The sequence below is a fragment of the Stenotrophomonas sp. 99219_Sma genome, from assembly GCF_056480785.1.
This window is the reverse complement of the sequence record NZ_CM151117.1, coordinates 4097895-4118441: the sequence shown is the minus strand read 5'-3', so window position 1 is coordinate 4118441 and position 20547 is coordinate 4097895. Positions and strand designations below refer to the sequence as shown.

Below are 20547 nucleotides of genomic sequence, written 5' to 3'. Positions count from 1 at the left end.
CCGGGCCATGCCCGGCGAGCGTGGTATGCGGAGGACCGCCGGGCATGGCCCGGCGCTAGCGTTCGTCTGCCTCAATACAGATCCGTCGGGTCCATACGGACCGACGGTAGAGTCGAGCTTGCTCGACTGTTTCTGGCGCACGGCAGTCGAGCAAGCTCGACTCTACGCAGCATTGGGCAGCGCCCTCAATACAGATCCGTCGGATCCACATCCAGCGACCAGCGCACCTTGCGTGCCTCCGGCAGCGCATACAGCTGCGGCACCAGCTGGGCCAGCACGCCATGCAGCGGTGGCCGCTGAAGCGCGGACAGCAACAGCTGCGTGCGCTGGTAACCGGCACGCCGCGGCATTGGCGCCGGCATCGGCCCGTAGGCCTCGACCACATTCTGTTCCCCCAGCAGTTGCCGCGCCGCCAGCAGGAACGCATTGGCATGCTCGACCTGCTGTGCCTCGGCGCGCATCAGTGCCAGATGCGCGAACGGCGGGAATCCGGCGGCCTGGCGCTGGTTCAACTCGGCCTGCGCGAACGGGTGGTAGCCACCGCTCACCAGGGTTTCCAGCAGCGGATGCCCGGGGTGATGGGTCTGCAGCCAGACCTCGCCGGGATCGCGTGCACGGCCGGCGCGGCCAGCGACCTGGATCAGCTGCTGTGCCAGTTTTTCACTGGCGCGGAAGTCCGCGGAGAACAAACCTTCGTCGATGCCCACCACCACCACCAGTGTCAGCTTCGGCAGGTCGTGGCCCTTGGCCAGGATCTGCGTGCCGACCAGGATGCCGGGTTGGTCGCCCAGCCTCGCCAGCTGCTGTTCCAGTGCGTCGCGTCGTGAGGTGGTGCCGCGGTCGATGCGCACCACCGGAAAATCGGCGAAGGCGGCGGTGAGGTGCTCTTCCAGGCGTTCGGTACCGATGCCCTGTGGCTGCAGCGCCAGGCTGCCGCAGGCCGGGCATGCCAGCGGCGCCGGTTGCCGCGCACCGCAGTGGTGGCATTGCAGGCGACGGCCGCCACCATGCACGGTCATCGGTGCATCGCAGCGGTTGCAGGGCGCGGTCCAGCCGCAGTCATGGCACAGCAGCACCGGTGCGTAGCCACGGCGGTTCTTGAACACCAGCACCTGCTGGCCCCGCTGCAGATGCTCGCCGATGCCGGCCAGTACGTCGGCCGACAGACCGTCATGCAGCGGCCGTTTGCGTACATCGAGGATGCGCACGCGCGGTGGCCGTGCATCGCCGGCACGCTGCTTCAGGCGCAGGTGGGTGTAGCGCCCAGCGTAGGCGTTGTGCAGGGTTTCCAGCGAGGGCGTGGCACTGCCCAGCAGCACCGGGATGCCCAAGGCCTTGGCCCGCACCAGGGCGAAATCGCGCGCGTGGTAGCGGATGCCGTCCTGCTGCTTGTAGCTGCCGTCATGTTCCTCGTCGATGATCAGCAGACCGGCCTGCGGCAGCGGCGTGAACACTGCCGAGCGGGTGCCGACAATGACCCGTGCTTCACCACGTGAGGCGGCTGCCCAGACGCGAGCGCGCTCGTTGTCGTTCAAGCCCGAATGCAGCGCATGCACCGCGATGCCGAGGCGGCCGCGGAAGCGTGCCAGGGTCTGCGGAGTCAGGCCGATTTCCGGCACCAGCACCAGCGCCTGCCTGCCCTGTGCCAGGCAATGGATGATCGCCTGCAGGTAGACCTCGGTCTTGCCGCTGCCGGTCACGCCATCCAGCAGGAAAGGCTGGAAGCCGTCGGCGGCGTTGATCGCAGTCACGGCCGCGGCCTGGTCCGGGTTGAGCGTGGGCCCGGGCAGCGGCTGCGCATGCTGCGGTGCCACCGTCATCGCCACGCGCTCGGCCAGTGCACGCTTGGCCAGACTGCGTGCGGCGGTGCGCCAGTCCTCCATGCGTTCGCCCAGTACGTCTTCATCCACCACGGCCTCGGCCAGCAGTTCGGCCAACTGCCGCGGGCGGCTGCCGGCGCGCAGCTTCCCGCGCTGGGCATGGCCTTCGGGTGTCAGTTGCCAGCCCCAGTGATGGGTGTCGGGCAGGGCCTCGCCGTGGCGCAGCGGGCCGGGCAGGGCGGTGCTGAGTACTTCGCCCAACGGCGCGTGGGTGTAGCGCGCCAGCCACTGCAGGCTCTGCCACAGCTCACCCTGCAGCAGCGGCTGCGGGTCGCACCAGGCCAACGCCTGGCGGAGTCCCTGGCCGTCGTCGGTCTGGCCGTGTCCCACCACCACACCGACCAGCTCACGGTTGCCGAACGGCACCTTCAGGCGGCAGCCGACCGCAACCGTGGGGGCCACGCCCTCCGGCGACAGGTAGTCGAACAGGCGGGGCAGGGGGACGGGCAGGGCGACCTGCAGGGTCGGAATCGGTGAAAGCATCGGGCCAGTGTACCGGGCCATGCGCGCGCGAATGGCGGGGGGGCGGCGGCGGGACGGCGCCCGTTGAATCATAAATGTCACCTAAATATCGGTGTCCATTGGAGATTCAGTCTTATCCACATGTTCTGTGGATAACGCTGTGCGTTACCGGTCGGCGGGCGCGCAGGAGGCCGATGGCGACGGCCTCACGCTCCGGTTGGTCAAAAAATCGCCATACTTTAAAATCCATCAAAATCAATTACTTAAGTGTGAAACAATGCTGAAACAGAGTGAATTCAGCTGGATGCCACAGTTTCCTGCGCAGGCAGCGTGGTGCTGTGCACAACCTGCAGCACGAAGTGCCTGTGGGCGCAAGTCCTACGGGCGCCGATGGCCTGCCGCTATCATGCGGGCAGACCTTTGGAGTGATCGATGACGGCTGTGCCCGCCCCTGTTTCCTCGACCGCGGCCGGTGCGCTGTCGGCGTTCCTGCGAGGTGTTGAACGCCGCGCCCTGGTGGTGGCTGAACTGCAGTGCGGCGATGCTGCCCGGGCCGAACAGACCCTGGTGGCGGTGATGCGCGCGTTTGCGGCGGTCGCCAGTGACCTGCCGATGGCGCAGTGGCCAACCCGCTTCTGGACCCTGCTGGGCCAGCGCCAGGCGCTGCGTGAGCCGGTGGGCGGCCAGTGGGAGCCGCCGCTTGCCGCCTTGGGCCAGATGGGACCGTTGCCGCGCCTGGCGCTGTTGCTGCGGGTGGGCGGCAGCCTGGATGAAGGTATCGCCACGCGCGTGCTCGACCAGGACGAAGCCGGCTACCAGCAGCTGCTGGCCGATGCCTGCCCGCGTGACGCGCACGGCCAGCCCGACGCCTCGGCCTGGCGCCAGCTGGCCGAACAGGTGCAGCTGCGCATCCGCGATCTGCCCGTCAAACGCCTGCAGCAGCTGCAACAGCCGGCCGCACCGACGAACAGCAGTGAAGCGCCGACCTCCAGCTGGCGCACCCCGCAGCGCGACGAGCGGGCTGCAGCCACTGGCAAGCGCCGCCGCGCCAATGCCAAGCCGCGCTGGCGCGGTCCGTTGATCCTGCTGATAACCGTGGTGGTACTGCTGGCCGCCGCGCTGGGCTGGCGCCATTGGCAGGGACATTCGTTCGGCAGCGATGCACCGCTGCCGGAAGGCGTGGTTGGTGAGGCGGGTCCCGTCACGGTGGAAGCACTGCCGCCGAGCAAGGTCAATGCCACGCCGGACGCGACCCCTGCGCAGGCGACGGACGACGCCACGATGCTGGCCGACCGCGACTATCCGCTGGTGGCCGATGCCGATCTGTATGCGTGGACCGCCGCGGGCGGCCCGCTGCCGGTGGACGAGTCGCAATCCAAGCCGAGCCGGCCGGAGCCGGCCAGCGCCACGCTGGAAACCGCTGCTGCCGATGAATAAGACCGTATTCGCCAGCCTGCTGCTGGCCCTGCCGTTGTCGCTGTCCGCCGCGCCGCAGACTTTGAACGTGCCGCTGCCGCCGCCAGTGCCGGGCAGTTCACCGGCGGCCCCGGCCACCACAGGTACGACGCCCGCTGCGTTCGCCCAGCTCGATGCCCAGCAGCAGCGCCAGCGCCGCGCCGACTACGCCGCATGGCGGGCTTTGCCGGAGGGCGAGCGTGAGCGGATCCGACAGGCCGCTGCGCGATTCAATGCGTTGCCGGCCGACCAGCAGCAGCGCCTGCGCCAGCAGTTCCAGGCGCAGGACCAGGCCTTCCGCGAAGGCTGGCGGCTGGGCCCGCAGCTGGGCCTGGAGTTCCCCAAGCTGCACGGCCTGTTCGGCTTCGTGCCGCCGGAACAGCGCGAGGCCGCGCTGGCCGTGCTGCGCCAGCTCAGCCCGGCGCAGCTGGCCCAACTGACCCTGGTGGCACAGCGCACGCCACCGCAGGAGCGCGACAAGGTCCGCGGCGCGTTCCTCGCGGTGCCGCCGGCCGAGCGCGATACCTGGCTCAAGCGCCAGGCCGGGCAGTAGAAAGAAAAGGGGACGGAGGGGATTAAGTCGTATTCGGCACAGTCGGGCTTGAAACGACTTAATCCCCTCCGTCCCCTTTTTCTGTTCGTAACGCGATCGCAACGCGTGATGCCGGGGCCTGCCGGAACCCAGCATTCACGCCATGTCATGGGAATGCGTGCGCTGCGCGCGTAAGATGGCGGCCCGCAACCCGGTGCCTGTGCCCTTCGCGCGCAACCGTAGTTCGCGTCAAGCACCTTATGTCTACTGCAACCTCCACGCCGCGCTTCAGCAAGGAAGTCGGCGCTACCGGTCTGCTCGCCCTGCCGCTTGTGCTCGGGCATGTGTCCACCGGTCTGATCTCCTTCGTCGACAATGTCATTGCCGGCCACCACGCCACGGCGACCCTGGCCGCGGTGACCATCGGCACCGCCCTGCTGTGGCTGCCGATGCTGATCCCGATCGGCACCCTGATCTCACTCACCGCCTCGGTGTCGCAGCTGCATGGCGCTGGCCGCGAGCGCGAGATCGGCCCGCTGTTCCGCCAGGCACTGTGGCTGGCGCTGGGCCTGGGCCTGATCATGTTCACCTTCCTCACCGTGGTGCCGCCGCTGCTGCCTGCGTTCGGCATCGCACCGGACATCGTGCCGGGGGCCACCGCGTTCCTGCACGCGGTGCGCTGGGGCGGACCTGCGCTGACCCTGTACTTCTGCATGCGCTATCTCAGCGAGGGCATGCACTGGACGCTGCCGACCATGCTGCTCGGCTTCGGTGGCCTGCTGGTGCTGGCACCGATGGGCTACGTGCTGGCCAACGGCAAGCTCGGCTTCCCGGAAATGGGCGCCGAGGGCCTGGGCATCGCCTCGGCGGTGATGATGTGGCTGCAGGCGATCGCCTTCGCCACCTACCTGTGGTTCACCAAGCGCTTTGCCCACCTGCAGCTGTTCTCGCACTTCGAAGGACCGCGCTGGAAGGCGATCTGGGACCTGCTGCGCACCGGCCTGCCGATCGGCATCACCGTGCTGATGGAGGGCGGCCTGTTCATCGTCACCGCGCTGCTGATCGGCCGCCTTGGTGCCAATGAAGCGGCCGCGCACCAGATCGCGATCAACGTCGCCCAGCTGTGCTTCATGATCCCGATGGGCGTGGCCGAGGCCACCACCGTGCGCGTCGGCCATGCGGTCGGCCGTGGCGATGGCTTCGGCGTACGCCGTGCGGCCTGGGCCGGCTACGCGATCATCATGGGTACGCAGACCCTGTCGGCGGCGGTGCTGCTGTTCGGCCATGACGCCATCGTCGGTGTCTACACCAACGACCTGGCAGTGGCCGGCCTGGCCTCCACCCTGCTGCTGTACGCGGCCACCTTCCAGTTCCCGGATGGCATCCAGGTGCTGTCGGCCGGCGCGCTGCGCGGGCTGAAGGACACCCGCGTGCCGATGTTCATCGCCATGTTCGCGTACTGGGGCCTGGGCATGCCGCTCGGCGCCGGGCTCGGCCTGGGCCTGGGCATGGGCCCGCAGGGCATGTGGATCGGCCTGATCGTCGGCCTGACCGCCGCCGCCATCCTGATGGGCTGGCGCCTGCGTCGCAGCAGCCTGCGCATCGGCCAGTCGGCACTGTCCTGATCCGCCCCGCCCGCCGCGATGACCCGTGGCGGGCGATCCCCTGACTTGTGTCCGATGCCGCATCACACGGCACCGGCTATGCTGGCACCACGGCAAGAAGCCATCCGGAGCGTTCCATGAATCAACCCGTGCCCCCGCTGCCCCCGGCGCGTCGCAACCCCGTCGCCAGTTTCTTCATCGGGCTGTGGGACGTCATGAACTTCACCCGCCGGTTGATCCTCAACCTGGTGTTCTTCGGCCTGCTGTTCCTGCTGCTGGTGATGTTCGTCATCGCCGCCGGCATGGGCGCCGGTGCCAGCAAATCGCTGCAGGACCGCACTACCCTGGTGATCGCGCCGGAAGGCCGCCTGGTCGAGCAGTTCAGCGCTGACCCGGTCAGCCGCGCACTGGCCAAAGCGGTGGGCGACAACGGTGCCGAAGAGATCCAGCTGCGCGACCTGCTGCGGGTGATCGAGTCGGCCAAGGAAGACAAGAAGATCGAGCGCGTGGTGCTGGAGCTGGACAAGCTGCAGCCGTCGGGCTTCGCTTCGCTGCGTGAAGTGGCCGCGGCACTGCAGGACCTGCGTGCGTCCGGCAAGCAGCTGGTGGCCTACAGCGAGAGCATGGGCCAGTCGCAGTACCTGCTGGCCGCACAGGCCGACGAGGTCTACCTGGACCCGATGGGGTCGGTGGTGCTCGAGGGCCTGGGCCGCTACCGCCAGTACTTCCCGCACTGGCCTGCAGGACAAGCTGGGCGTGGACGTGCACCTGTTCAAGGTGGGCGAGTACAAGTCCGCCGCCGAACCCTACGTGCTCGACGCCGCTTCGCCGGCCTCCAAGGAAGCCGACCTGTTCTGGATGAACGACGTGTGGCAGCGCTACCTGGGCGACATCGCCAAGGCCCGCCGCCTGGATCCAGCACAGCTGGCCGCCGGCATCGACACGCTGCCGGAAGGCATCGCCGCCGCCGGTGGTGACCTGGCCAAGTTCGCCCTGCAGCAGAAGCTGGTGACGTCGCTGAAGACCCGCGAGGAATTCGAGGATCTGATGATCGAGCGCGGCGTGGCCGACGAAGATGCCGACGGTGGTTTCCGCAACGTCGACTTCGGCAGCTACCTGGGCCAGCTCGATGCGCGCCGCAACCCGGTGGACTCGCGTCCGCAGGTGGCGGTGGTGGTGGCCGCCGGCGAAATCAGCGGTGGCGACCTGCCGGCCGGCCGCATCGGTGGCGAATCGACCTCGGCGCTGCTGCGTGCCGCGCGTGACGACGAGAACGTGAAGGCCGTGGTGCTGCGCGTGGATTCGCCGGGTGGTGAAGTGTTCGCCTCCGAGCAGATCCGCCGCGAAGTGGTGGCCCTGCAGGCCGCTGGCAAGCCGGTGGTGGTGTCGATGGGCGACCTGGCCGCCTCCGGTGGCTACTGGATCAGCATGAATGCCGATCGCATCTATGCCGATCCGTCGACCATCACCGGTTCGATCGGCATCTTCGGCATGGTGCCGAACTTCAGCCGCGCGCTGGACAAGATCGGCGTGCACACCGACGGTGTCGGCACCACCCGTTTCGCCGGTGCGTTCGATGTCACCCGCCCGATGGATCCGGCCGTGGGCCAGGTCATCCAGTCGGTGATCAACAAGGGTTACGCCGACTTCACCGGCCGCGTCGCCGACGCCCGCAAGAAGCCGGTCGAGGCCGTCGACGAAGTGGCCCGTGGACGCGTGTGGAGCGGTGCGCAGGCCAAGGAACGTGGCCTGGTCGATGCCTTCGGTGGCCTGAAGGATGCGGTGGCCGATGCCGCCAGCCGCGCCAAGCTGGGCAAGGCTGATGCCTACCGCGTGCGTTACATCGAGAAGGCGGCAACGCCGTTCGCGCAGTTCGTCAGCGGTTTCGCCGGCAGCCGTGCAGGTGCCTGGATGCTGTCCGACTCGGGCATGGCGCGGATGGTGCTGGCGCGCACGATGCCGGAAGTGGATACGCAGCTGCGCTTTGTCGAGAACGCGGCCCGCGAGAAGGGCAACGGCACGCCGGTGAAGGCGCTGGCGTACTGCTTCTGCGGGTTCTGATCGGAAGCCATCCACGCACGGCGTGGATCTATTGGAAACGCCCGGCCTCGGCCGGGCGTTTTCGTCTGCGGGGTTACTGCGTCGCGTCGGCCTCGGCCTTGCGCTCACGTGCGGCGGCATCGTCCACGGTCTTCTGCACGCCCTTGGCGCGGTCCAGCGGTTCGTTGATTGCGCGCGACATCGCCCGGGGCACCGGTGGCTTTTCCGGGTTCGGCGCCGGTGGGCGCTGGCAGCCCGCCAGCAGCGCGGTGGCCAGCAGGGACGTGGACAGGATCAGGATGCGCATGGCGGCACTCCGTGATGGGCGTGCGGGCAGTGTCGCATCCTCGGCAGGGGGCGGCCGTGAGCGCGTATCCTTGCCGCATCGAAACACAGCGGGCGCGGCCCGGGAGAACACATGACCCAGCAACGGTGGCGCCTGGACGGCCAGACCGCCCTGATCACCGGCGCCAGCGCCGGCATCGGCCTGGCCATCGCGCATGAACTGGCTGGCTTCGGCGCCGATCTGATGATCGTCGGCCGTGATATCGACATGCTGGAGACCGCGCGCGACGAACTGCTGGACGTGTATCCGCAGATGCAGGTGCATGCGCTGGCCGCCGATGTCTCCGACGACGAGGACCGCCGCCAGATCCTGGACTGGGTGGAGGATCATAGTGATGGCCTGCACATCCTGGTCAACAACGCCGGCGGCAATGTCACCAAGGCGGCCACGGAGTATTCCGAGGACGAATGGCGGAAGATCTTCGAGACCAACCTGTTCTCGGCCTTCGAGCTGTCGCGCTATGCACATCCGTTGCTGGCACGCCACGCGTCGTCATCCATCGTCAACGTCGGCAGCGTGTCCGGCCTGACCCATGTGCGCAGCGGCGTGGTCTACGGCATGACCAAGGCGGCGATGCATCAGATGACCCGCAACCTGGCCGTCGAGTGGGCCGAGGATGGCATCCGGGTCAACGCGGTGGCGCCGTGGTACATCCGCACGCGGCGCACGTCCGGTCCGTTGGCGGACCCGGACTACTACGAGGAAGTGATCAACCGCACGCCGATGCGTCGTATCGGCGAGCCGGAGGAAGTGGCCGCAGCCGTGGGCTTCCTGTGCCTGCCGGCGGCCAGCTATGTGACCGGCGAGTGCATCGCGGTGGACGGCGGTTTCCTGCGCTACGGGTTCTGATCTTTCAGCAGGTAGTGCTGGCCGCTGGCCGGCAACTGCACTCATCTGAAGATCCTGTGGTTGCCGGCCAGCGGCCGGCACTACCGGTGGGTCTCACCCCGGTACCGGGCAGTTGCTGGCCTCCAGCACACCCTGCAGCCGCTCGCGTTCACCGCGCGCGGTATCGCGGTTCTCCGGCGCGGCGAAGCGCTCACGGCCGCGGGCATCGCGGAAGCGCTGCTGCCAACCACCGCAGCGCTGCGCTTCGGGAAGCGCTTCGCAGTGGTCGCGCACCACTTCACAGCTGGCGGCATTCACCGGCGTCACTCCGCCAAGGCCCTGTACCGTCATCAGCTCGCAGCGGCCGGGCGCGGCTTCGTACTCGTACAGGTAGCCGCCGCCCTGGCTGTCGGTGCACTGGAAGATCGGAGGAAGCGGCGGCTTCGGTGGACCGTCACCTGCGGCGGCGCGGGCCTCGGCATCGCGGCGCAGCGTCGCGCTGTCGAGGATCTGGTCGTCTCCTGCGTGTTCGACCATGCCTGCTTCCATGATCGTGCGTCCTTCGTCCGCGCGTCGTGGTTTTGCTGGGGCCGCAGGGGCAACAGCCGGTCCGGCCGGCACCGGCGCGGGTGTTTCAACGGGCGCGGATGCAGGTTCGGCGGCTACAGGCGCAGCGGCGGCCGCCTGCGAGTTGGCCGGGTCGGGGATGCGCAGCACCTGCTGCTTGCTGCCGGTGGCGCACGGCGTGCGCTGCAGGGTAGGGACGTCACTGCTGCTGGAGGTACAGCGGTAGATCACGCCCTCTTCGGCCAACGCGCTTCCGGGCAGCAGCACCAGGAGCAGCCAGATCACTCGGTTCATGCGCACAGCGTACAGGCTGCGACGGCGTGCTGCGCTCAGCGTTCGCAATCGCGCGACAGGCGCGCATCGATACCGCGCTGTTCGTTGCTGATGGCGGTGCGTTCACTCTGCAGCGCGCTGTTGTAACGGCGATCCAGCTCCCAGCGGCGGTCACTCAGCCGTGCGCAGACTTCCTGTGGTGGCAACGCATGGCAGCTGTCGCGGACCAGCACGCTGCCGGCCGGCACCTGCACGTCCATGCCGATCGAGGGGCGGCGATAACCCGTGCCTTCGCCGATCGGCGTGCCGATGGCCGGGCGTGGTCCGGGATAGGCTGGACCACGATGGCCGTGCGGCAGCCAGACACTGGTCCACAGCGGCACCCAGCGCGGATTGCCTTCGTTGTTGTCGCTGGTATAGCGCCGTCCGTCCTCGCTCACGCACTCGTACATCGGCTGCGGCGGCTGGATGTAGACGTGGCGGACTTCGCGCTCGCGGATGACCGGGGTTTCGCTGGGCGGCGGAGGCGTGGCATCACTGCGCACCACCCGTGGAGCGGGATCGCGCGGGCGCTGCAGGTCGCGCACCTGCTGGCGGCCGCTGTTGCACGGCCTGTCCTGCAGGGCGACGGCACCGTTGCTGGCAACGCAGCGGTAGACACGCACGTCCTCGGCCGCGGGTGCCGTCCACGGCAGCAGCAGGCACAGGCTCAAGGTGGCGCGCAGCAGGGTCATGGCGGCAGGGTGCGTGATTGTCCGCAGCAGCGCAATCGCCGGCTCAGGAGCGCAGCACGTTGCCGCTGAGCGCGTCGCGGATCGGGGTGGGCTGGGCCAGGCCACCGGTCTGCCCATCGAGGATGCCGTCGAGCAGGCGCAGCAGGCGCGGGTCCAGTTCTTCGCGGCTGCGCGCTGGTGGTTCGCCGGCCAGGTTGGCGCTGGTGGAGACCAGCGGGCCGCCCCAGGCGCGGCAGAGTTCGGCCACCAGCGGGTGCGCGCTGATGCGCACCGCGATACCACTGTGTTCGCCGGTGACCCAGGGCTGCGCGCGCGGGCCGGCAGGCAGGATCCAGGTGTTGGCACCGGGCCAGCTGGCCAGCACCGCGCGCTGGCGGGCGTCGGGCAGCGCCTGCAGCCGCACCCAGCCTTCCAGCTGCGCCAGTTCGGCCGCGACCAGGATCATGCCTTTCTCGATCGGGCGCTGCTTCAGCCGCAGCACCATGTGCACCGCAGCTTCGTGCGAGGGATCACAGCCCAGGCCCCAGACCGCTTCGGTCGGGTAGGCGATCACGCCGCCCGCGCGGAGCGTGGCGACAGCAGAGTCCAGGGTGAGTTCTTTCATGGCGGCGACCGGCCCGGCGTGGGCCTTCATTATCCCCCTGCCGCGTGCAGAAGGGGTGGACCCTGGCACCCGGTAGTGCCGGCCGCTGGCCGGCATCAGCGGTAGGTACAGACTGCTTATGGTGGGTGCGAACCGTTGGTCCGCCCCCCTCATCCACGCATGGCGTGGATCTACTTCTTTGCAGCGGCCTTCTTCGCCGGGGCTTTCTTCGCGGCAGCCTTCTTCACCGCTTTCTTTGCCGGGGCCTTCTTGGCAGGCGCTTTCTTTGCAGCGGCCTTCTTCGGCGCCGCTTCCTTCTTCACCGCGGCCTTCTTTGCCGGGGCCTTCTTCGCGGCAGCCTTCTTGGCGCCGAAGCCCTTGCGCACCGGCTTGCCGGTTTCTTCCATCAGCTGCTGCACTTCGGCCAGGGTCAGCGAGGCCGGTTCGCGATCCTTGGGGATCTTGCCGTTCATCTTGCCGTCGCTGATATACGGGCCGAAACGGCCGTTCAGCACCTGGATGTCGCTGCCCTCGAACTCCTTGATGATCCGGTTGCGCGCGATCTCTTCCTTCTCTTCGATCAGGAACACGGCGCGGGCCAGGTCGATGGTGTACGGGTCGTCTTCCTTCTTCAGCGAGGCATAGGTGCTGCCGCGCTTGGCGAACGGGCCGAAACGGCCGATGCCGACGCTGACCGGCTCGCCCTTGTCCTCACCCAGCGCGCGCGGCATCAGGAACAGTTCCAGCGCGTCTTCCAGGGAGATGGTGTGCATCGACTGGCCGGGCCGCAGCGAGGCGAACTTCGGCTTCTCCTCGGCGTCCTCGGCGGTGCTGCCGATGGCAGCGTAAGGCCCGAAGCGGCCGAGGCGTACGCTGACCGGCTTGCCGGTCTTCGGGTCGGTGCCGAGCTCGCGCGCGCCACTGGCCTCGGCACGGTCGACCGATTCCTTCTTGTCTTCCACCAGCTCCTTGAACGGCTCCCAGAAGCGGGCCATCAGCGGGATCCACTCTTCTTCGCCACGCGAGACGGCGTCGAGCTCGTCTTCCAGCTTGGCGGTGAAGTCGTAGTCCACGTACCGGGTGAAATGGCTGGACAGGAACTTGGACACCGCGCGGCCCACATCGGATGGGCGGAAGCTGCGGCCTTCCATTTCCACGTACTTGCGGAACAGCAGGGTCTGGATGATCGAGGCGTAGGTCGAGGGACGGCCGATGCCGTACTCTTCCAGCGCCTTCACCAGCGCCGCTTCGGTGTAGCGCGGCGGCGGCTGGGTGAAATGCTGTTCGGCCTGGATGCGTTCCAGCGGCACGCGGTCGCCGGGCTTCATCGCCGGCAGCTTGCGGCCTTCGTCCTCGTCCTCGGCGCTCTTGTTGTCCTTGCCTTCTTCGTACACGGCCAGGAAGCCGGGCACCACCACAGTGGTGCCGCTGGCACGGAACACGTGTTCGCTGCCGGCGGACAGATCGACGCTGACGGTGTTGAGGGTGGCCGGAATCATCTGGCAGGCCACCGCACGCTTCCAGATCAGCTCGTACAGCTTGCGCTCGTCATCGGTCAGGTAGCGCGCCACCTGCGCAGGCGTGCGCAGCGCCGAGGTCGGGCGCACCGCTTCGTGCGCTTCCTGGGCGTTCTTCGACTTGGTCTGGTAGGTGTTCGGCTGGTCCGGCAGCGAGGCGATGCCGTAGTCGCGGGCGATCACGTCGCGGATCTCGGCCAGCGCGTCCTGCGACAGGTTCACCGAGTCGGTACGCATGTACGAGATCAGGCCGACGGTGCCTTCGTCACCGATCGCCACGCCTTCATACAGCTTCTGCGCCACCTGCATGGTCTTGCGGGTGGTGAAGCCGAGCTTGCGCGAGGCTTCCTGCTGCAGGGTGGAGGTGGTGAACGGCGGCGCCGGGCGGCGCTTGCGCTCCTTGCTGGCCACATCGGTGACATGCAGCGAGCCCTGCGCGGCCTGCTGGATGCGCAGGCGGGCGGCCTCGGCGGTGTCGCCGTCGGTGATGGTGAACTGTTCGAACTTCTGCCCGTCCAGCTTGATCAGCTTGGCGTTGAAGTGCTGCGACGGGTGCGCGCACTCGGCGGCGATCGACCAGTATTCGCGGGCGATGAAGGCTTCGATCTCTTCCTCGCGCTCGACGATCATGCGCAGTGCCGGGCTCTGCACGCGGCCGGCGGACAGGCCGCGCTGGACCTTGCGCCACAGCACCGGCGATAGGTTGAAACCGACCAGGTAATCCAGCGCGCGGCGCGCCTGCTGGGCGTCGACCAGGTCGCTGGCGATCGCGCGCGGCTGGCTGATCGCTTCCTTGATGGCGCGCGGGGTGATCTCGGTGAACACCACGCGCTGCATCGGCTTGTCCTTGACCAGCCCGCGTTCCTTCAGGATCTCGGCGATGTGCCAGCTGATCGCTTCACCCTCGCGATCCGGGTCGGTCGCCAGCAGGATGTCGTCGGCGCCCTTGGCGGCCTTGGCGATCGCATCGACATGCTTTTCGTTCTTGTCGATCACGTCGTAGTGCATGGCGAACCCATTGTCCGGGTCGACTGCGCCTTCCTTCGGGATCAGGTCGCGCACGTGCCCATACGAGGCCAGGACCGTGTAGTCCTTGCCGAGGTATTTGTTGATCGTCTTGGCCTTGGCCGGCGATTCGACGATGAGCAGGTGCTTGGGCATGTCAGGAAAGGTCTGTGGGCGGACCGGGGAGAGGGGCCGCTAGGGTGGAGCAAACGGCCGCATTAGTGAAGCGGCCACGGGCAAATCCATAAACTGAACGCCCGGTAATGTGCCGGGCGTTCAGGTTTCACCTTATTAGAGGAATCACGCCCGGCCAGCCCATGTCAAGCAGCCAGGCGTGAGGATGGCCGTTCATGAGGCCATCTTGGCGATGAAGCCAACCGCGAACACCATGAGCGCCAGGCCCACCAGCGACAGCAGGCCGGTCAGTACGAGCACCAGCACGGTCACCGTGCCCAGCTCCCGGCGCTGCAGCTGCGGCTGGTCGGTGTAGGCCCAGCGGTCGACCACCAGGGTGTCGCAGATCATGTCGTGCAGGCCCTGCTTGCGCTCGGTGAAGGCGGCCATCAGGAAACCGATGCCGAGGGTGAAGGTGCTGAGCACCGCGGCCCAGTAGCGACCAAATGCGCGGGCCTTGGTCAGGCGCTCGCCATTGCTGCGCACGACCTTGATGCCGACCGCCATCTTGCCCAGCGTGGCACCGCCCTGCGAGGCATGGAACCAGGTGTAGTACGCCATGCCGATGGCCAGGTTGATCAGGGCACTGGCCAGCTGGGCCACGATTTCGATGGCCGATTCGCCGCTGCCCACCGCACCCATGCTGGCACCAAGCACCACACCGAGGATGGCGCCGATGATGCCGCCGGGGATGGCCAGCACGAAGTAGTCGATCATGTAGGCCGCCACGCGCTTCCAGAAGCCCGCGTAGACCACTTCGCCGCCCATCACCGGCTGGGCATGGCCGCCGCCGCCGAGCGCCGCAGGGGCGCTGTAGGGCGAACTGCTGAGCGCGCCGGTGCCAGGCAGTGGCGCCGTACCGTTGTCGATGGCGGCATAGTCGCCACGCAGGTCGAAGCCGCCACTGCCGGTGGCCGTGCTGGCGTCGGCCAGTGTCTGCAGCCCCAGTTCGTCGACCACCTGGCGCAGCGCAGCCCACTGCGCCATGCCTTCGCGCCAGACCAGGGTGTCCAGGTTCAGCTGGCCGCGCTGGAAGCGCTGGCGGATCTCCTGGACCGGCAGCGGGCCCTGGCGTTGCTGTCCTTCGGCGTAGTACCACTCAGTCATTGCATGTTCCCTGTTGAATCATCCTTGGAGGTGCTGGCGTGCGCGTGGCTCAGCCGCGGCACGTCGGCGGCAGGTACTTGTCGTTGCTTTCGCCACTGCATTCCCAGCGGCCGCTGTCGCGATCGTATTCCAGCCACAGCAGGTCGCCATCAAGGCTCTTGCCGGGCAGTGCCAGGGTGGCTTCGATGCCGCAGTGGCCATTGTTGAAGCGACCGATGTTCACCGCCGACAGCCCTGCATGGGCGAAGTCACCCGGGGCCGGGAAGCCGGCGTCGTTGGCACCGGGGCAACGGCCTTCGTCATCGGCGAAATGCTGCACCTGGTCCTTCAACGGCTGCAGCGCGGTCACTGCGCCGGCGACCTTGGCGCGCACGGTGTAGTCGTTGTAGGCGGGCAGCGCGATGGCAGCCAGGATGGCCACGATCGGGACCAGCACCAGCAGCAGGCCGCCGCCGATGATGGCGGTCAGGGCGCAGCCGGACAGCTTCTTCTTCGACGCCGGCAGGGCGGTGGCCGATGCACTGGTGGTGTAGGGCGTGGACGGCGGCAGTACCGGCGGCTGCGGCGGAGGCGGTGCCACCGGTTCCGGATCGGGCTCGGGTTCCACCGGCGGTGCGGCAGCGTCCAGCGCCGGCACGATCAGGCCGAGTTCGTCGACCACGGTGCGCAACGGCTGCCATTGCGGCAGGCCGTCGCGCCAGACCAGGGTGTCCAGGGAGATCTGGTTGTTGCGGAACAACTCGACCAACTGTTCCGCCGGCAGCGGACCCTGCTGCCGGTTGCCTTCTGCATGGAACCACTCGCTCACGGGGACGCTCCTGAATGCGCTATGCCCCCAAGTGTACGGTCAGTGCAGGGGTTCTGGCTCGTCCATGAACATCTGCGTCTCCATCCAGGCGTACGCCGCCTCGGAGCCGGGCTGGTTGAACAACACCATCAGCACGACCCACTTCAGGTCGTCCAGGTCCAGTTCGTCCTGGTCCAGGGCCATGGCCCGGTCCAGCACCAGCTCGCGCTGGTCGGCGTCGAGGATGCCGTGCTGTTCCAGGTACAGCAGGAAACCACGGCATTCCACGTCCAGCTTGTCCAGCTCGGGGCCGTGGTAGACGCGCACGGGGCCATCGACCCGTGCCTGGGCCACGCTCGGCCGCTGCGCGGCCAGGGCATCGAGCCAGTCGAATGCCTTGTTGATCTCGGTTGGGCTGAAACCGGCCTGGATCAGGCCGTTCTGAAGCGAATCGCGGTCACGGATCAGGTCCGCATCTTCGCTGAAATAGTGTTCAAACAGGTACAGCAGTACGTCCAGGATGCTCTCTTTCATTGCCCCTCGGCCTGCGTCGCGCGACGCTGTGGAGGTGAAGAAACTAGGGAGTTCGACAGTAGCGGCCGTGTACGCACACCACGATTCCCGCCAGTTCCATGGCCAGCAGCATGGAGGACACCTGGGGCGCCGTCAATCCACAGCGCGTGATCAGTGAATCCATACCGCTTGGGTTGTGGTCCAGGGCCCGCCACAAGCACTGGTAGTCAGGGTCGTCGGCCCAGCGCGCCGGCAGGAGTGCCGGCGGTGCCTGTTCAGTGGGGGTGGCGAGCCGTGATTGCAAGCCCGGCAGCTGCTGGCGAAGGGCGGGCGCCAGCAGTTCAAGGACCTCCTCCGGGCGCTCGACCAGTGCGGCACCCTCGCGGATCAACCGGTGGCAGCCCGCGGCGCGTGGGTTGAGTACCGAACCGGGCAGGGCACAGACCTCGCGGCCGGCCTCGGCGGCCAGGCGTGCGGTGATCAATGCGCCGGAGCGCTGGGCGGCCTCGACCACCACCGTCGCCAGCGCCAGCCCGGCCACCAGGCGGTTGCGGGCTGGAAAGTGACCGGGGCGTGCCGGTGTGCCCGGGAGGTATTCGCTGAGCACTGCGCCTTCGGTGGCGATCCGGGCCTGCAGCCTGGCGTGGCTGTCCGGGTAAGCCCGGTCCGGGCCGGTGCCGATCACCGCCACGGTGCAGCCCCCGGCGTCCAGCGTGGCCTGGTGGGCGGCCGCGTCGATGCCTGCCGCCAGGCCGCTGGTCACCGCCAGCCCGGCTTCGACGAAGCAGCCGGCAAACCGGGCGGCCAGGGCGCGTCCGCCCGGCGTCGGCGAGCGGCTGCCGACCAGCGCCACCGACGGGCGCCAGGCCAGGCTGGGGTCGCCGGCGATGAACAGCGCCAGGGGTGGGTTCGGGACATCCAGCAGGGGCGGGGGGAATGCCGGATCGGTGAAGGCCAGCAGGTGCTGGTTGTCGTCTTCCAGCCAGCGCCGTGCCACGGCCCAGGCCCGGGTGTCCGGGCATTCCAGCGCGGCGCACTGCTCGGGCGTGCAGCCGTGCGCGCGCCAGTTCGCGGCGCCCTGCGCGATCGCAATCTCCGCGCTGCCTGCGGCCTGCAGCAGTGCCCGCCGTGGCGCCAGCGCGCCGCCTGCCATCAACAGGCGCAGCAGCGCCTCGTCAGCTTGGTTGGTCATCTCCCCACTATCGAGCGCATACAACAAAGGCGCCCTAGGGCGCCTTCGCATGTGGCTGTCAGGTTTTGCCGGAGGTGCCTGCCGGCCAGCGGCCGGCACTACCTGCAGTGGCCGGGCAACCCGGGACTGGTTACTTCGCGTCCGGGTGCAGTGCGTTGAACCCCACGCGTACCGGCTTCACGCCCTGCATCACCAGCGCGTAGCTGACGTTGTCGAAGGTACGGAACACCATGGCGTGCGCGGCGTATTCGTCCGGCAGCGAAACCCGGCCGGCGCCGGTGCTGAGCGAATCGTCCATGCGCGACGAGGTGGGGTACTTCATGCGGTGCGCCACGTGGCGGCCCGGGCGCCACAGCGAGAACACGGTGCCGTTGTCCACGCCCTGTGCGCGACCTGCGGAAATCGCGATCACATCGCGCGGGCCAGCGGCGGTGAACATGTCGGTGACGGCCAGCACGCGCACATCGACGCCCTCGACACCGGCGGCCGGGACATGGGGGACGAACTGCAGGTCGTACGGCTTGGCCTCGACCGGGACCAGGCGGTCGCCGGCACGCACCTCGCGGCCGCCTTCGTTCTTGTCCAGCACCAGGGTGGACGCCTCGACCTTGCCGCCGGCGACATGGGTGATGGTGCCGGTGGCGACCTGGGCCAGCTCATAGCCGAGTATGCCGCGGCGGTGGTTGGGGGCGTTGTAGGCCCGCCACAGGTTGCCGCTGCCGGGGGTGACGTCGCCGTTGGCGGTCAGGTCCTCGGTCGGCTTGGGCTGGGCGTAGCGCACGGTCGGGCGGACCACGGCCCAGCGCTGGCCCAGCTGGGCGTCGGCCAGGCGCACGTAGACCGCACTGCCGCTGGTGACGCGCAGGCGTTCTTCTTCCAGGCCGGCCACGTAGGGTAGCTGCTCGATGCTGTCGACCACGCTCAGCTGCTTCAGGAACGGCTCGACCTGGGCCAGCGGAATGGCATCGATCGGGGCTTCCTGGCGCGGGCCGGGCTTGGCAGCGACGGTCACCCGGTCCAGATAGGCCAGGCTGAGCACGTCACCGGGATAGATCAGGTGCGGATTGGCGATCTGCGGATTGGCCTGCCAGATCTCCGGCCACAGCCACGGCTTCTGCAGGAAACGTGCGGCGATATCCCACAACGTATCCCCTTTTCGGACCACATAGGTGTCCGGGTGCCCGCCATTCACTTCCACGGCGGTAGCATAGGCAGCCACGGTCAGCATCGCCGCGGCGACGACCGTACGAAAACGAAGCAACATAGGTGTGAAGCCCTGATTCCCCAACAGGTCCGCGCACTATAGTCCAGAAACCGGGGCGCAAGGCAAGCGTTGGAGCTAGAATCTGCGACGTATGCCGGCGTGCCGGCCCCCTATCCGGAAACAGCCATGGCCCTTCTCCCCATTCTCGAGTTCCCCGATCCGCGCCTGCGTACCAAGGCTGCGTTGATCGAAGCCGCCGAAGTCACCACGCCGGCCTTCCAGGAACTGATCGACAACATGTTCCTGACCATGTACGACGCCCCGGGCATCGGCCTGGCCGCCACCCAGGTGGACGTGCACAAGCGCTTCATGGTCATCGACGTCAGCGAAGAAAAGAATGAACCGCATGTGTTCATCAACCCGGAAATCGTCGCCAAGGACGGAGGCCGGGTGTACCAGGAGGGCTGCCTGTCGGTTCCGGGCATCTTCGCCGACGTGACCCGCGCCGATACCATCACCGTGAAGTACCTGGACCGCAACGGCCAGGAACAGCAGCTGGAAGCCGGCGAAGTGCTGGCCACCTGCATCCAGCACGAGATGGATCACCTGGACGGCAAGCTGTTCATCGACTATCTGTCGCCGCTCAAGCGCGAGATGGTGCGCAAGAAGCTGGCCAAGCAGCGCAAGCACGTGGCGTGATCGCCAATCCGGGCCGCCCTTCGGGTGGCCCGTGCCTGCGCGACGCGCGCGGGCTGTACGGCGCCGGCCGACGGCGCCGTTTTCTTTCCTGCACGAATCCATCCTGCAAGTGGGGTAGCCATGAGGATTGTCTTTGCCGGTACGCCGGAATTCGCGGTGTCGTCGCTGCGCGCGGCTGCGCGCCACCATGAGGTCGTGGCCGTCTACACCCAGCCTGATCGTCCGGCCGGCCGTGGCCGTGGCCTGGCGCCGTCGCCGGTCAAGCTTGAAGCCGTGGCCCGTGGCATTCCGGTCTACCAGCCCGAATCGCTGAAGGATGAAGCCGCCCAGCAGCAGCTGCGCGACCTGCAGCCGGACCTGATGGTGGTGGTGGCCTATGGCCTGATCCTGCCCAAGGCGGTGCTGGCCATTCCGACCCACGGTTGCTGGAACGTGCATGCCTCGCTGCTGCCGCGCTGGCGCGGTGCCGCGCCGATCCAGCGCGCGATCCAGGCCGGCGATGCAAAGACCGGCGTCTGCCTGATGCAGATGGAGGCCGGCCTGGATACCGGCCCGGTGCTGCTGCACCAGGAGCTGCCGATCGCGGCCACCGATACCGGTGGCCAGCTGCATGACAAGCTGGCGGAACTGGGCGCGCAGGTGCTGTCCGACGGCCTGGGCCTGCTGCGGGCCGGCATCAAGCCGATCGCGCGGCCGCAGCCGGAGCAGGGCGTGACCTACGCGCACAAGCTGGACAAGGCCGAGGCCCGTCTGGACTGGGCGCTGGATGCAGGGGCGCTGGCACGCACCGTGCGCGCCTTCAATCCGTGGCCGATCGCCGAGGCGACGCTGGCTGGCGAGCGGGTGCGCATCCATGGCGCGGTGGCGCTGGATGAGGCCCACGGCCAGGCGCCGGGCACGGTGCTGGCGGCCAGCCGCGATGGCATCGACATCGCCTGTGGCCAGGGCGCACTGCGCCTGCGCGTGCTGCAGCGGGAAGGTGGCAAGGCGATTACTGCGGCCGACTACCTCAACGCCCGCCGCGATCTGCGCGTGGGGGCATAAG

Annotated in this window: 17 protein-coding genes and 1 pseudogene; 7 read left to right on the top strand and 11 right to left on the bottom strand. The window is 68.1% G+C overall.

The genetic code is table 11. The annotated features are described in order from the left end of the window. Positions 1-185: 185 nt before the first annotated feature. Positions 186-2363, bottom strand: coding sequence for a primosomal protein N' (locus tag ACZK13_RS18755; RefSeq protein ID WP_032129682.1), 2178 nt, complete (start codon positions 2361-2363; stop codon positions 186-188). 411 nt (positions 2364-2774) lie between these two features. On the opposite strand from ACZK13_RS18755, the gene ACZK13_RS18750 reads away from it, so the two are divergent. The 4 genes and pseudogenes from ACZK13_RS18750 to sppA all read left to right on the top strand — a co-directional run bounded on the left by ACZK13_RS18750 (position 2775) and on the right by sppA (position 7994). Further along, positions 2775-3779 carry a hypothetical protein gene (locus tag ACZK13_RS18750; RefSeq protein ID WP_032129681.1) on the top strand — a complete coding sequence of 335 codons (1005 nt, stop codon included), beginning with the start codon at positions 2775-2777 and terminating at the stop codon, positions 3777-3779. Further along, positions 3772-4350 carry a DUF3106 domain-containing protein gene (locus ACZK13_RS18745; protein WP_049423404.1) on the top strand — a complete coding sequence of 193 codons (579 nt, stop codon included), beginning with the start codon at positions 3772-3774 and terminating at the stop codon, positions 4348-4350. Before ACZK13_RS18750 ends, ACZK13_RS18745 begins: the two co-directional genes overlap by 8 nt. 239 nt (positions 4351-4589) lie before the next feature. Continuing rightward, positions 4590-5954 (top strand): MATE family efflux transporter, encoded by a 1365-nt coding sequence (locus ACZK13_RS18740; RefSeq protein WP_110713888.1) that lies wholly within the window; start codon positions 4590-4592, stop codon positions 5952-5954. A 116-nt stretch (positions 5955-6070) separates the two neighbouring features. Beyond that, positions 6071-7994 (top strand): annotated as a pseudogene (gene sppA / locus ACZK13_RS18735) (signal peptide peptidase SppA). A 73-nt stretch (positions 7995-8067) separates the two neighbouring features. Here the strand turns inward: sppA and ACZK13_RS18730 are convergent. Beyond that, on the bottom strand, positions 8068-8280 hold the full coding sequence (locus tag ACZK13_RS18730) for a hypothetical protein (RefSeq protein WP_049400999.1): 213 nt from the start codon (positions 8278-8280) through the stop codon (positions 8068-8070). A gap of 111 nt (positions 8281-8391) precedes the next feature. On the opposite strand from ACZK13_RS18730, the gene ACZK13_RS18725 reads away from it, so the two are divergent. Further along, on the top strand, positions 8392-9168 hold the full coding sequence (locus ACZK13_RS18725) for an SDR family oxidoreductase (RefSeq protein WP_010481164.1): 777 nt from the start codon (positions 8392-8394) through the stop codon (positions 9166-9168). Between the two features lie 93 nt (positions 9169-9261). On the opposite strand, the gene ACZK13_RS18720 is transcribed toward ACZK13_RS18725, so the two are convergent. The 9 genes from ACZK13_RS18720 to ACZK13_RS18680 all read right to left on the bottom strand — a co-directional run bounded on the left by ACZK13_RS18720 (position 9262) and on the right by ACZK13_RS18680 (position 18863). After that, positions 9262-10008 carry a hypothetical protein gene (locus ACZK13_RS18720; protein WP_253143471.1) on the bottom strand — a complete coding sequence of 249 codons (747 nt, stop codon included), beginning with the start codon at positions 10006-10008 and terminating at the stop codon, positions 9262-9264. Between the two features lie 35 nt (positions 10009-10043). After that, entirely contained in the window at positions 10044-10721 is a 678-nt protein-coding gene (locus ACZK13_RS18715) for a DUF4124 domain-containing protein (RefSeq protein ID WP_049401000.1), read from the bottom strand. 43 nt (positions 10722-10764) lie between these two features. After that, positions 10765-11355: an L-threonylcarbamoyladenylate synthase type 1 TsaC gene (tsaC, locus tag ACZK13_RS18710; protein WP_019338925.1), complete on the bottom strand. Its 591-nt coding sequence runs from the start codon at positions 11353-11355 to the stop codon at positions 10765-10767. A gap of 140 nt (positions 11356-11495) precedes the next feature. Continuing rightward, entirely contained in the window at positions 11496-13982 is a 2487-nt protein-coding gene (locus ACZK13_RS18705; protein ID WP_032129673.1) for a DNA topoisomerase I, read from the bottom strand. A 192-nt stretch (positions 13983-14174) separates the two neighbouring features. Further along, positions 14175-15107 (bottom strand): RDD family protein, encoded by a 933-nt coding sequence (locus ACZK13_RS18700; RefSeq protein WP_132810846.1) that lies wholly within the window; start codon positions 15105-15107, stop codon positions 14175-14177. 49 nt (positions 15108-15156) lie between these two features. After that, on the bottom strand, positions 15157-15915 hold the full coding sequence (locus tag ACZK13_RS18695) for a pilin (protein WP_253143470.1): 759 nt from the start codon (positions 15913-15915) through the stop codon (positions 15157-15159). 39 nt (positions 15916-15954) lie between these two features. Next, entirely contained in the window at positions 15955-16428 is a 474-nt protein-coding gene (locus ACZK13_RS18690) for a DUF494 family protein (protein ID WP_005411195.1), read from the bottom strand. Between the two features lie 43 nt (positions 16429-16471). Then, positions 16472-17599 carry a DNA-processing protein DprA gene (gene dprA / locus ACZK13_RS18685; protein ID WP_253143469.1) on the bottom strand — a complete coding sequence of 376 codons (1128 nt, stop codon included), beginning with the start codon at positions 17597-17599 and terminating at the stop codon, positions 16472-16474. Between the two features lie 130 nt (positions 17600-17729). Further along, positions 17730-18863, bottom strand: a complete 1134-nt coding sequence (locus ACZK13_RS18680) for a LysM peptidoglycan-binding domain-containing protein (RefSeq protein WP_032128553.1) — start codon at positions 18861-18863, stop codon at positions 17730-17732. A 126-nt stretch (positions 18864-18989) separates the two neighbouring features. On the opposite strand from ACZK13_RS18680, the gene def reads away from it, so the two are divergent. Then, positions 18990-19502 carry a peptide deformylase gene (def, locus tag ACZK13_RS18675; protein ID WP_008267110.1) on the top strand — a complete coding sequence of 171 codons (513 nt, stop codon included), beginning with the start codon at positions 18990-18992 and terminating at the stop codon, positions 19500-19502. A gap of 120 nt (positions 19503-19622) precedes the next feature. Then, a complete protein-coding gene (gene fmt, locus ACZK13_RS18670; RefSeq protein ID WP_032128555.1) occupies positions 19623-20546 on the top strand; it encodes a methionyl-tRNA formyltransferase in 924 nt (307 codons plus the stop codon). Position 20547: the final 1 nt, after the last annotated feature.